Origin of the sequence: Parashewanella tropica (assembly GCF_004358445.1) — a bacterium.
Classification (GTDB): Bacteria; Pseudomonadota; Gammaproteobacteria; order Enterobacterales; family Shewanellaceae; genus Parashewanella; species Parashewanella tropica.
The window spans coordinates 928915-941359 of sequence record NZ_CP037951.1; the positions used below are offsets into that span (position 1 = coordinate 928915).

A 12445-nucleotide genomic window follows, 5' to 3' on the forward strand; every position below is an offset into this window, starting at 1 on the left:
CAATATTGCCGCATTTGTTGTTGGTCGAATATTTCATGCTTGCCAGTAGACGCCTCAGGTGTGGGGAACAGTGTTATAGATGAAATGAAGGGGAGAGGAGTTAATGACTCATATTCATCAATTTAATTTATTCATCATTCCCCACTTATGAATGGGGAGCGATGAATTTAAGCTGATAAGAGTTGGGTTATGCGTTATTCTCTGCTCTGGGCATAATGACTATAATACCTCTACTGATATTCTCTTGTTCCTCACGAGTATGGGTTGTGTACATATCCATTACTGCCTCATGGACTTCTCTGGCTGAACGTTCCAGCGTTAAGTCCAGATTTGTTGGTGCTAGCTCTTCTCTAACTTGCTCTGAAGAAGGTATTGAAATCGAATTATTTAAAGCTTTTAAAGTGCCATTAAACGCTTCTTGAGCTGCTTTTCTCCGTAGAGAAACAAGTCGCTGAACTTTATCACTAGCAATTTCAGCCCCTAGAAAGGTTTTAATCACTATGTCGTTTTCTTGTTTGCAGTTTGTACCACACCATTGCTTATCAGAGCATTTTCTTAACTCTTTACTGTCTGGAATGGCGTGAAATGTCGATGCTTCCATGCATTGCATATCAGATGGATTATCAGAACCTAAGGAGAGTTGATAATGAAGTACTCGTTTGGCGTTACCTGAAGAGTCATGTACCTTTATTGCTAGAGTTCCGCTAAAAAAACCATTTTTGAATGCCTTTTCTTTTATTTCTACAAAAGCTTGAATAACTTCTGACGAAACTTGTGCAATCATGGTTTGACCATCGGCCAGTTGGTAAGTTAATTCTAATGACATCATTCCCCCTTTATAACAGCTCTAATGCATTACTACTCCTTGAATTAATGCTTGTGATAACTAAATTCAAACTAAAAATCTTCATGAGCATAGCCATCTACACAACTGGTATTGATATTGAGTGTTGTTATAGTCATGGCATAAGACTCACTAAGGATAGTGAGTAAAACATCAATAGAAAAGAAAGGTAAAGCATTGTTAATTTTCAGGTTAATAAAGTGTTGATTAGTAATGTTGTTTTGTTTTGCTTGATGACTGGTAAACTTTATTTCTAGAACGGGAAAACGCTTGCATTCATGGTATTAGGAAGGCATGGTTATTAAGACCCATTAATAACTAAACCACTTTTTGGACGAGAAATAGTGACTGAAATCCAACAAGAATCGATATTTTTACCCTATAAGGATGGGAAGCTTCATATAAGAAAGATTGCCCCTTCAAATAGCAAAAAGCAGCTTACTCCTTTTTTAATGCTTCATGGGTCGATTTCAAATGGCAAAGTATTTTATACGAAGTCAGGTAAAGGTTTGGCTTGTTCAATGGCAAAAGAAGGCTATGAAGTTTATGTGTTGGATATGCCGGGTAGGGGATTAAGTACACCTAAAATCGCACGAGGAGTGAACCCCAGCCAAACTGAAGTCGTACGTGATGTAATCCCTAGTGTTCAAGCGTTTATTTTAGAGGCAAACCCATTGGCAGATAAAGTGCATTGGTTAGCTCACTCTTGGGGAGGCGTGCTGATGGCAGCGACCATGTTGCGGTATTCCGAATTGCAAGATCAAGTCGCTTCATTTGTCACTTTTGGAACTAAGCGTCGTGTTCAAGTTAAAAACTTACATCGAACTTTAGTTTTGGAGTTAATTTGGAAGCGATTATCTATCCCTCTAATGAAGCTAAAAGGCTATTTCCCAGCCATTGGTTTAGGTGTTGGGATGGATAACGAGAGCTATTTGAGTGTCACCCAAACCTTTCCTTGGCTCGAAGGAGAGTGGATAGACCCAGAAGATGGCTTTGATTATAGCGCCAAGTTACCAAGTGCTCAGTTACCGCCAGCTTGGTTTTTCGCTGGAAAAAATGATCCGATCCTCGGTAACCCAAGTGATGTGAAGTCTACTTTTGATGAATTGAAGTTTAAACAAGGAAAGTTTGTGCTGTTAAGCAAGCAAAATGGCCATAAACATGATTATGACCATGCCAGCATGCTTACCCACGCAGATGCTGAAGGTGACCACTTTTCTGAGCTTAAATCTTGGTATAAAGTCGGTTGTTTTTAATATAATTCGCTATTGAATTCGGAAGAAAAGGAATAGTCGACTTAGGTTCCTCTAATTGCTCACGTAATTGAGTGGATGAGATAGGTTGTGGAGTGACTGGAATATCAAAAATATGCCCTATGTTACCTATAGCTTTATCTTTGTTAGTTAAGCGAGCTTTATACCACTCTTTAACGATAAAAGTCGGATTGAGTTGGTAATCTGGTCGATGCGTCACTGCTATATTGCATAGGTCAAATAATCGTTGCCATTGATACCATTTCTCTAATGACAAAAGTGAGTCCATTCCCATAATAAAAGTGAACTGATGCTCAGGATACTGCTCGGTTAACTCTTCTAGGGTTTTAACGGTATAACTTGGGGTCTCACGTTGTAATTCAATATCACACAATTCAAATTCGATATGATCTTGGCATACCAAATTAACCATATTCAGTCGATGTTGCGATGTAGTGTGGGTTCCTTGTTTATGAGGAGGAATATGGTTGGGCATCAACCAGATTTTATCAAGCCCGAGTTTTTCGCGAACTTCAAGCGCAGGGCGTATATGTCCGTAATGAATGGGATCGAAGGTACCGCCAAGAATGCCTATCTTCATAACGTTAGTTCAACTTTATATGAGCCAGTGAATTATGGGCAACAGGATCAAATAGCAAACATAAATGGCTGGTGGCAGTCCAATCTTCAATACCATGTTGCTTCAAGTTGAGCTCAATTTCCGAAGCCATTGCCTGCATGTGTTCAATATTAGACAGACTTAAGCGGTTGAGAGCATCTTGGTACATGGGCTTGCGTTTATCCCATATACGTAACTTTTTCCAAAGGTTAGTTAAATTTTCTCGATTCTTTTGCGCTTGTTTGAGTTGCTGTAAGGTGGATAACTCTTTGAACAATGCCCACAGAATGATCGGCATGGCTGTATCTTCAGCTTTTAACTGTGCCAGCATGTGCATGGCTTTTTTCTTTTTATTGATCAGTAATGCATCGACGAGTTGAAATACCGTAAAGCGAGATTGATCTTCAAAATATTGGTTTAATTGCTCGGCGGATACAGGATCTTTATCAGAAAGCAGTTGTAATAACTGCAATGCTTGATCTGCGGCTAACAGGTTACCTTCATATAAAGTGACCAGCATAGCTCTGGCATCGGGTTGTAAACGCAAACCAAAATAATTAATTCGACCGTCAAGCCAGCGTTGAAATTGCGGGCCTTCAGGTGTGTTACAGGGTAAATATAACCCGTTAGCATCAAGGGCTTTAAACCACTTACTATTAGTTTGCTCGGCAGTAACTTTTGGACCGTGAATGATAAGCAAGGTGTCAGGGTTTGGCTGTGCCATTAACTCTTTCAGTACATTGGCGCCTTCCGTCCCCGGTTTTGACGTTGGTAGCGATAATTCAATGATCCGGCGACTGGCAAATAAGCTCATGGCTTGCCACTCATTGACTAAGTCATTCCAATTAAATTGGTTTTCTTGATGGAGCTGAATTCGCTCTTCAAACCCTTGTTTTCTTGCTTCGTTGAGAATTTGGCTTTTGCAATTTTCGATAAGCCAAGGATCGTCACCAAATAACAAGTAGACAGATTTAAAAGGAGAAAGGTTTTTATATAGCTGATCAGGAAACAGCTTCATCTTTTCTCCTTAGTTATTGCTTGAATGCGGCAATGGCTTGAACGATTTTATCTGCGGCCTGTATACGCATTTCGTTAACCAGCAAATTCATTTCACGACTTTTTGCCAATGCGGTACGAGGGTCATCGAGGTAATCTCGACGAATTTCTACTTGAAACGGCTTGGCTTCTTCATTTGGCATTTGAATAGTAAAGTTAACATGGTACATCAACTCATACTCAGCAACGTTACCCGTAGGGTAGAAGGATAGCGTTGAGCGTTCTAATGAATCAGAAATCAAATTGAGCCTAGGCGTTGATTTATCTAATTCAACAATTTTTATGTTATTGAGTCGCATGCGTTCATTCACTAAACGAGTCAGTTTACTGTATTTATCTTGACTGGTTAGCGCCATGGTTTGCAGCTTTGATGGGATCAAGTAACTTCCCTGAAGCCTTAGACCACATCCGGCAGTGAGCATAATGCTCAGCACTATCATGGAGAAACCTATGCGTTTGATTAGCATTCGTATCAACTGTCCTTAAAATATTTAAGCTCGTCGCTCCTGCGAAGGCAGGAGCCTAGTGCCTTTTAATTTATAAAAAAGTCACTGGACACCTGCCTTCGCAGGTGTGACGGTATAATTAATTAGCAACAATGTTTAGCAGTTTGCCTGGAACATAAATCACTTTACGCACCGTTTTATCATCGGTGAATTTCTTCACGTTTTCATCGGCTAAACCCGTCGCTTCAACTTCTTCTTTGCTGGCATCAGCTGCAACAGTGATTTTAGCACGCAACTTACCGTTTACTTGAACAATGATAAGTTTGCTGTCTTCAACTAATGCTGATTCGTCAACTTCAGGCCAACGGCTGTCTTCAATCGCACCTTCATTACCTAGTTGATTCCACAATTCAAAACTCATGTGTGGAGTGATTGGGTAAAGTAAACGTACGATAGCCGACAGTGCTTCACCGATGATAGCACGATCTTGCTCACCGTCTTTTTTCGCCTTTTGTAGATGGTTCATCAATTCCATTACCGAAGCAATAGCGGTGTTGAACATCTGACGACGACCAATATCATCAGTGGCTTTTTGAATCGTCTTATGAAGCTCACGACGCAGTGCTTTTTGATCGCCAGTTAAGCTGTCTTTATTCAACGCTGGAGTCTCACCCGCAGCAATATGATCGGCGGCTAATTTCCATAGACGACGTAAGAAACGGTGTGCGCCTTCAACGCCAGACTCTTGCCATTCAAGCGTTAGTTCTGGTGGTGCTGCAAACATCATAAATAGACGAACTGTATCAGCACCGTACTTTTCAACCATAACTTGAGGATCGATACCGTTGTTTTTCGACTTCGACATCTTGCTCATGCCAGTGTAAACCAGCTCGTTACCGTCTTTGTCTACCGCTTTGGTGATACGACCTTTTTCATCGTGTTCGATTTCAGCTACATCGAGTGGAGAAACCCAAACGCGACCGCCTTTCTCGTTGGTATAGTAGAAGGCTTCGGCCAATACCATACCTTGAGTTAGCAGTTGTTTAGCAGGCTCATTTGAATCAACTAAACCAGCATCACGCAATAGTTTGTGGAAGAAGCGGAAGTACAGTAAGTGCATACACGCGTGTTCGATACCACCAATGTACTGATCGACAGGCAGCCAGTAGTTGGCTTTAGCTGGGTCTAACATTTGATCGGCTTGCGGGCTACAGTAGCGAGCGTAGTACCAGCTTGATTCCATAAAGGTGTCGAAGGTATCGGTTTCACGCAGCGCGTTTTGACCATTAATTTGGATTTTCGCCCACTCTTTGTCGGCTTTGATTGGGCTTTGAACACCGTCCATTACCACATCTTCAGGCAGTACAACTGGAAGTTGCTCTTCTGGAATTGGCATTACCGTGCCATCTTCCAAAGTCGCCATCGGGATTGGTGCGCCCCAGTAACGCTGACGAGATACGCCCCAGTCACGTAGGCGGTAGTTAACTTTACGAGTACCTTTGTTGTCGGCTTCAAGCTTAGTCGCAATTGCATCAAAGGCTTTGTCGAATTCTAGACCATCGAACTCACCAGAGTTGAACAGGACGCCTTTGTCAGTGAATGCAGCTTCGCTGATGTCGAGATCGCTATCCGTTGGCTTGATGACGGCTTCGATGTCTAAGCCGTATGCGTTAGCAAATTCAAAGTCACGTTGATCGTGTGCTGGAACTGACATTACCGCACCAGTACCGTAGTTCATCAATACAAAGTTGGCAGCCCAAATTGGCACTTGCTTGCCTGAAATTGGGTGAGTGGCGTAAAGACCTGTAAATACACCTTTCTTTTCGATAGTGGCGATATCAGCTTCTGAGCTTGAAGCGTTTTTGCACTCTTCGATAAAAGCAGCCAGCTCTGGATTATTCGCAGCCGCTTGCTCTGCCAGTGGGTGACCTGCTGCAATGGCAACATAAGTTACGCCCATTAAGGTATCTGGACGAGTCGTATAGATATCAAATGACTCTTCACTGTCTGTCACATTGAAGGTGATTTCTAACCCTTCACTACGACCAATCCAGTTGCGCTGCATGGCTTTAACTTGATCAGGCCAATCTGGAAGATCGTCTAAATCATTCAGCAGTTCTTCTGCGTATGCGGTGATTTTAATGAACCACTGTGGAATGTCTTTTTGCTCTACTGGAGTATCACAGCGCCAGCAGCAACCGTCTTGTACTTGCTCATTCGCTAGAACGGTTTGGTCATTCGGACACCAGTTTACTTGTGCGGTCTTTTTGTAAACTAAGCCTTTTTCGTAAAGCTTAGTGAAGAACCATTGTTCCCAGCGGTAATACTCTGGGGTACAAGTTGCTAGCTCACGGCTCCAGTCATAACCAAAGCCCAGCATTTTTAGCTGGTTTTTCATGTAATCAATATTTTCATACGTCCAAGGTGCTGGCGCGGTTTTGTTATTGATTGCGGCATTTTCAGCGGGAAGACCGAAAGAATCCCAACCAATCGGTTGGAGTACGTTTTTACCTTGAAGTTTCTGGTAACGAGCGATCACATCACCAATGGTGTAGTTACGCACGTGACCCATGTGCAGTCGACCTGATGGGTATGGGAACATAGATAAGCAATAGAATTTCTCTTTGCTTGGATCTTCGGTGACTTCAAAGGTTTTTTGTTCAGCCCAATGTTGCTGAACTTTCGATTCGATATCTGAGGGAGTATATTGCTCTTGCATCAATTTCTTCCGGCAATGCTGATTAATTTGATCTAACACTAGGTTAGCGTTAGGAAATAGGCATAGGATAAACTATATATACCCGTGATACCACAATATGTAGCGCTTATAGGGTATGACTTTGCTTGAACAATATTTTGATGAATTCCTCTAATTAAGGAGAGAAGACGATGACAGAAAAAAGCCAAGCATTATTGGATTTATACCAGCAACTCATTCAGCAGGTTAAACAAGAGTATGAAAACGATACTTCATTAACCGTAAATGACTTGATGCAATCAGTCGAACAAGGCGCAACTTTTTTGTCGATGAAGGACGATATTGATGAAACTGAGTTGGATCTGGTTAAGGCATTTTTGCATCGTGAAATCTCTGAGTTTGTTAAACATCAGCATGAGCAAGACATCAGTACGAGCCCAACATTTTTAATGCTAGAAAATAGCCTGTTTCATTGGCTGGGTGAGATAACGGATCGAAGCCAAGTTGAGTGGCATGAATTGTCAAAAGAGTTGAAGCAAGCAGGCACTTATAAAGCGGGTGAGATAGTAAGCCAAGGTCGCATGATATGTGAAGATTGCGGTCATGGAATGGATATCGAATTTCCATCGATCATCTCCAGTTGCCCGGAGTGTGATAGTACTGAGTTTATCAGACAGCCCTTAAATCCATAAGGGACAAGTTAAATAAGAGTTAACTTGCTTAATCTCTACTTTAAGTTTAAATCTTACCTCAATATAAGCATATATTGAGGTAAATATGGCTGGTTTGGTTGATAGGTGTGCTGATTTAACGTTGCAAGCTGGTACTGCATTAGATGAAAACATTCAAGAGCCTGAAAAACCGTCATTCACTGCCGATGAAACTCAATATCAACTTAACACTCAAGGCTCTGAGGTTGAAAATCATAACCAGCTGGTGAGTGATTATGTTTCGCTGGCCCCCGAGAACCATGCCGCTCCAGAGAATACCTCAATTTCAGATGCAAAATCAGAAGCACTTTTAGAAGCATTTTCTAAGAATAATGTTGATAAAGCGATTGAATTTATCAAAATGAATGGGGTTGACACTTTGTATCAAAAACAACCACTTTTAGTGTTAGCTTGTCGGCATCAGGCATCAAAAAAAATGATCAAAGCGATTGTTGATTGCGCACAACGTCAAGGTTCACCGATAAAAGAGACGGCTAATGAAACCTATGTCGAATTGTGCTCTCAATTACACTTTCCTACTCAATTAGAGGCAATCTTAAAGGCTGGGTTTTGCCCTAATACCTGTAAGTCAGATGTTAATACGCCATTAATAAGGGTGATGTTAAGCCGCCCTACTAATCGAGAGCAGCTTGTTACATTATTAGTGACGCATGGTGCTTCCGTTGATGTAATGGAAGAACTGACGGGCATCACTCCTTTAATGTTTGCAGCCCAATACCAAAACCCTGCTGTACTAAGGCTTATCTTGGAAAAAGGAGCTAATCCACTTGTGACAGATAATCAGGGTAATACTGCACTTCACTTTTCTCTGGCTAGTGGTTGTATAGATAATGCCGCAATATTAGTTAAAAATGGGGCTAAATTAGACACAAGAAATTTGCAGGGTAAGTCCGCTTTTCAGGTTATAGGGCAGAAGTTGGTTATAGGAAGCTATCATGAAAAAAGTAAAGGTTATATGGAAGCTTTTGGACAGCAATTGATTCCGCCGAGATTACATGCATTTGAAGATGTATCTTGTGAAATGTTGATCTTTGATGCCGCTCAAAAGAGAAACTGGGCTTTAGTGTTAAAGCTATGTATTGATAATTATGAGTTGCTGCAACCTGTGAATTTGGCTTCGGATGAAGTGAAAAAGTTAAATGGATTCTGGACGGTCACAGAGTTTCTCCCTTTAGCTGGCTTAACAAGCATTGATGAGCGACCTGATGCTTTATCACTATTTTCTTTGTATCGCTTATTGCACGAAAGTAAATTTGACATCATTGATGGTGCGTTGGAAGGCGATTATTCGCTGCTAAACACGCTTATAAAAGATGAAGCGATTAGATTAAAGCTCAATAGTGTCCCTGAGATACAATCATTTTTAGCTCAACGGTGTGAAAACTAAGACTCGGAATATACCGAGCCTTAATTTTTGATTTTTACGATTTAATAAACCCAAGCGGTTTGTCACTTGAAGTTACATTATAAAAATTACCCAAATTAGGGAAAAGTTTTGGTAGCGTGGCTTTTTCTGCGCCAAACCACATGGCGAGTTCTGCATAAACTTCATCGGTTGATGTCGTTGGGATCAGTACACCACCACCCACATCTAACTCGTTAGCATCACCTAGGTTGAGTGCAGGGTATTGTCCAAATACTTCACCACCTTTAACGGCATTACCCATTACTAAAGTATTACCACCCCAGCCGTGATCAGTACCATTACCATTTGAGGTTAATGAGCGACCAAAATCAGAGCCTGTAAAGGTAACCACTTCATCCGCGACTCCTAAGTCATCCAACGCTTGTTGGAAGCCAGAAAGCGCATCATCAACAATGCCTAGCATCTTGTTGTGGGTTTTGAGTAGCTCACTGTGATGATCCCAGCCGATGTAGCGCACAAAGAAGGTTTGTTGCTGACCAGCCATTCCCAGTGCCGCTCTTGCTTTAATGGTTTTCGCCACCATTTCAAGTTGTTGGGCTAGCTCAGAATCACCGCCTTTCCAATCTACAGTAATAGTTTTAGTAGCTTCCTCAAACTTCTCAAATTGAGCTTGAGAGTATTTCACACCATTGACGTAGGTTTTATCAAAGCTTGAACCTGAAGTTGATTCAAGCATGTCGTTGAATCCTTTTAATAGAACATCATTCAGATCTTTAAGTGCGGGGTTGGCATTATCTTTAACAGATAAACCGACACTACCAGATTTGGTGATGGCGTACTCACGGCTTTTCACACCATTTTGCATGATGTTACTGCCCGCGAGTGAGATATTCATTGATATATCATCATTGGCTTTATTTGGTTGAACCACATCAGCGATGCTTCCAAACCAACCTGAGTTTAAGCGCTCGCTAGGGCGAGAGGTTTGCCAATGCTTAAATTGATCAGAGTGTGACATTAGACCTAAAGGCAGAGGCTTAGAGTTGGCTCTGTATTCGGCTTTAGTCACTCTTTCTACCATAGGGCCAACGTTGGCGATAAATGATAGTTTTTTATCGTTAAACAACTTCTGAGTTTTTGGTAGTGCAGGGTGCAAACCGAATTGTTTACCCTGCTGATTACTTACGTCATTCAAGTTATGCAGTTTGCTTTTATCAATGCTTAATGCTCCACGCGTGGCTTGGTACTGTGCATAATCAGCAGCTGTACGTGGCACTAGCATATTGAAGCTGTCGTTACCGCCATCAAGCATAATGAATACAAGACTCTTAGCTTGTTTGGCTACTTTCAACGGTCCAGCCACAGGCGGATTTACAGGCGGGTTCACTGGTGGATTTACAGGAGGCGTTACAGGCGTACCTGCAGAGCTGCCTCCACCGCCACAGCCTGTGAGCATTGCAGTTGTCCCCACCATAAAGACTGTGGAGGTGTGTAAAAACTGACGTCTAGTATAATTTTTGTTCGACATGATTAAGCCTCCAGAATAGCAAAGTCAGGTGATACGGCGATCATAAATACCACTGTTTGAACAATCCAAAGGCTGTTTTTTGGATTACTTGTATCGTTTTGTTTATCGAGTGCATCGAGGATGTTTGCTTTTACTGAGCTTTGCTCTTTGCCAGTTAACACCAGAGAAACACGCTCAATAAGTTGTGACCACTTGTTTTTATCAGCAGCCAATGGAAGCTCGGCATCGAAATTGAGATTTAAACGGCTTTGTGCATTTCGTAGCAAAGTTTCAGTATCTAACTCCGGCACGATATGAGGTGGGGTTGCCACTTTAATTTCAGTACTGACAAGTGGAAGTGCTTCACCAAACAACCAACGATAAACCATGTTTACGTAACTGATAGAAGTGTGGGCGTTATAAAGTTCGAACTCAGGGGCAACTTTGTTTTCTTTTTCAACATCCCCGTGAGGAATAAAGTCAGGCTTGTAGAAGTTAAATACCGTAGGCGAAGAAAGAATATGATGATTTAAATCCTCTTTAATATCGCTACCGATCATCCATAAACGCTTTTGCTCATTACTAACATTAAATGCACGTAAAAGTTGAGTGACGCGCAATAATGGCGACTTTAACTTTTGAATGTTACCGACTGCTGAATCCCCAATAGTCACAGCATTGCTTAGTGGGTAAGTCAAAATGGTTTTTACCGCTGCTTTTAAATCACCCTTTGTGCCAAAAGAACTAGCCACAGCTTGAATATATGCTGGAGTCGGGTTTGATGTTACTAATTGCTGAATGAGCTTTTTAGCGATAAATGGGGCAGTGTTTTTATGTTCTACAAGGCGTTTAACCGCTTCTTTAATATCAGCTAGTGTCGCCGCTCCACCGTTTGCAGTACGCTTAGGTAAGTTAATCCAGCCATTGAGCAGTTTTTTAGGCTCAAGATCATGGAAGGCATCCTCTGTGGTCATAGGCTTTATCATGGACACATATGGGAGCATTTTTACTGTGTTACTGACGCCGTCGGCAAACTCAATCGGGTCACCTTCGATGGTACTTAAATCAATGCCATTGATGGTGGCGTTTGGATATTCATAACTGTATTCCGAGGCTTTTATTCCAGTGAAAACACGAGCCATTTCTTTAATGTCATCGTTGTTATAAGTCGGAATATCTTTACCATTCGCTTGTTGATGGCTGCCATCGGCATTCAATTCAAATAATCCGATGGTAAATAGCTGCATGATTTCACGTGCGTAGTTTTCATCAGGGTGAATGTTTTCAGCAGGCACGGCTTTACGGTTGTTTATGTGAGTCAAATACACGCCCATACAAGGATGCAGCGAGACGTCAGTTAATAAATCCGTGTATGAACCAAGCGCATGTTTATATAGCAAGTCGTAATAGCTCGCCATGCCTTCAGCGTCTAACTCTAGAATCGAGTTATCAGAAATAACGAGAATTTCACTTAATGCTTGGGCAACTCTATGACGAACCAGATTATCCGAACTGGCTTCAGAAGCGGAAATTTTGGGCTGCTCTGTAAAGTCAGTATCAAGAGTCGAGTCTTCAGGCAAGTTACCCTGTACTAGGGTTTTGTGCCACCACGCTTGTCTAAAGTAATAATTATAAGGAAGAGCAGGGTTACTTCCGCTTTCACCGTTGATTGGAACATTAGGATAGGCTGCGTTAATTTTTGCTCTGAAGCCTTTAGTTTTCGACTTACCACGCCAGATATCATGCGTTTTTTGATAAAAACCGTCTTTTACAAAACCGTTTTCAACCTGTACTTGATGATTTAATTGCTCATCAAGCCAAGCACTAATTCCATCTTGACTGACCTTTTCTATCAGCTGGTGATTTGCTCCCAATGTAGCTTGCATTAAAAAACGGGAAGCTTGCTCTTTTGTATTCATTTTCTG

10 protein-coding genes are annotated in these 12445 nt (G+C 41.6%); 3 read left to right on the forward strand and 7 right to left on the reverse strand.

Annotated features, from left to right (window positions below):
* Positions 1–187: 187 nt before the first annotated feature.
* Positions 188–829, reverse strand: coding sequence for a hypothetical protein (locus E2H97_RS03855; protein ID WP_133405909.1), 642 nt, complete (start codon positions 827–829; stop codon positions 188–190).
* Positions 830–1188: 359 nt separating this feature from the next.
* On the opposite strand from E2H97_RS03855, the gene E2H97_RS03860 reads away from it, so the two are divergent.
* Positions 1189–2100 carry an alpha/beta fold hydrolase gene (locus tag E2H97_RS03860; protein ID WP_425466799.1) on the forward strand — a complete coding sequence of 304 codons (912 nt, stop codon included), beginning with the start codon at positions 1189–1191 and terminating at the stop codon, positions 2098–2100.
* Here the strand turns inward: E2H97_RS03860 and nadD are convergent.
* The 4 genes from nadD to leuS form a co-directional block, all read right to left on the reverse strand.
* Complete coding sequence (gene nadD, locus E2H97_RS03865) at positions 2069–2698, reverse strand: nicotinate-nucleotide adenylyltransferase (RefSeq protein WP_133405911.1); 630 nt, start codon at positions 2696–2698, stop codon at positions 2069–2071. The two genes, E2H97_RS03860 and nadD, sit on opposite strands and share 32 nt — an antisense overlap.
* A 4-nt stretch (positions 2699–2702) precedes the next feature.
* Complete coding sequence (gene holA / locus E2H97_RS03870) at positions 2703–3734, reverse strand: DNA polymerase III subunit delta (RefSeq protein WP_133405912.1); 1032 nt, start codon at positions 3732–3734, stop codon at positions 2703–2705.
* A 13-nt stretch (positions 3735–3747) separates the two neighbouring features.
* Complete coding sequence (locus E2H97_RS03875) at positions 3748–4239, reverse strand: LPS-assembly lipoprotein LptE (protein ID WP_133405913.1); 492 nt, start codon at positions 4237–4239, stop codon at positions 3748–3750.
* Between the two features lie 118 nt (positions 4240–4357).
* Positions 4358–6937: a leucine--tRNA ligase gene (leuS, locus tag E2H97_RS03880; protein ID WP_133405914.1), complete on the reverse strand. Its 2580-nt coding sequence runs from the start codon at positions 6935–6937 to the stop codon at positions 4358–4360.
* A 170-nt stretch (positions 6938–7107) separates the two neighbouring features.
* Here leuS and E2H97_RS03885 point away from each other — a divergent pair, with 170 nt between their 5' ends.
* Together E2H97_RS03885 and E2H97_RS03890 are read left to right on the forward strand one after the other, a co-directional pair.
* On the forward strand, positions 7108–7608 hold the full coding sequence (locus E2H97_RS03885; RefSeq protein WP_133405915.1) for a zinc ribbon-containing protein: 501 nt from the start codon (positions 7108–7110) through the stop codon (positions 7606–7608).
* A gap of 85 nt (positions 7609–7693) precedes the next feature.
* A complete protein-coding gene (locus E2H97_RS03890; protein ID WP_133405916.1) occupies positions 7694–9034 on the forward strand; it encodes an ankyrin repeat domain-containing protein in 1341 nt (446 codons plus the stop codon).
* Between the two features lie 34 nt (positions 9035–9068).
* Here the strand turns inward: E2H97_RS03890 and E2H97_RS03895 are convergent, their stop codons facing one another.
* Complete coding sequence (locus E2H97_RS03895; RefSeq protein ID WP_218938236.1) at positions 9069–10541, reverse strand: DUF1501 domain-containing protein; 1473 nt, start codon at positions 10539–10541, stop codon at positions 9069–9071.
* Positions 10542–10543: 2 nt separating this feature from the next.
* Entirely contained in the window at positions 10544–12439 is a 1896-nt protein-coding gene (locus E2H97_RS03900) for a DUF1800 family protein (protein ID WP_133405917.1), read from the reverse strand.
* Between the last annotated feature and the right edge of the window lie 6 nt (positions 12440–12445).

Bases quoted from the DNA above. Each gene is read 5' to 3' on its own strand.
- E2H97_RS03855 (WP_133405909.1), bottom strand. From the start codon at position 829: ATGATGTCATTAGAATTAACTTACCAACTGGCCGATGGTCAAACCATG.
- nadD (WP_133405911.1), bottom strand. From the start codon at position 2,698: ATGAAGATAGGCATTCTTGGCGGTACCTTCGATCCCATTCATTACGGA.
- holA (WP_133405912.1), bottom strand. From the start codon at position 3,734: ATGAAGCTGTTTCCTGATCAGCTATATAAAAACCTTTCTCCTTTTAAA.
- E2H97_RS03875 (WP_133405913.1), bottom strand. From the start codon at position 4,239: ATGCTAATCAAACGCATAGGTTTCTCCATGATAGTGCTGAGCATTATG.
- leuS (WP_133405914.1), bottom strand. From the start codon at position 6,937: ATGCAAGAGCAATATACTCCCTCAGATATCGAATCGAAAGTTCAGCAA.
- E2H97_RS03885 (WP_133405915.1), top strand. From the start codon at position 7,108: ATGACAGAAAAAAGCCAAGCATTATTGGATTTATACCAGCAACTCATT.
- E2H97_RS03890 (WP_133405916.1), top strand. From the start codon at position 7,694: ATGGCTGGTTTGGTTGATAGGTGTGCTGATTTAACGTTGCAAGCTGGT.
- E2H97_RS03895 (WP_218938236.1), bottom strand. From the start codon at position 10,541: ATGTCGAACAAAAATTATACTAGACGTCAGTTTTTACACACCTCCACA.
- E2H97_RS03900 (WP_133405917.1), bottom strand. From the start codon at position 12,439: ATGAATACAAAAGAGCAAGCTTCCCGTTTTTTAATGCAAGCTACATTG.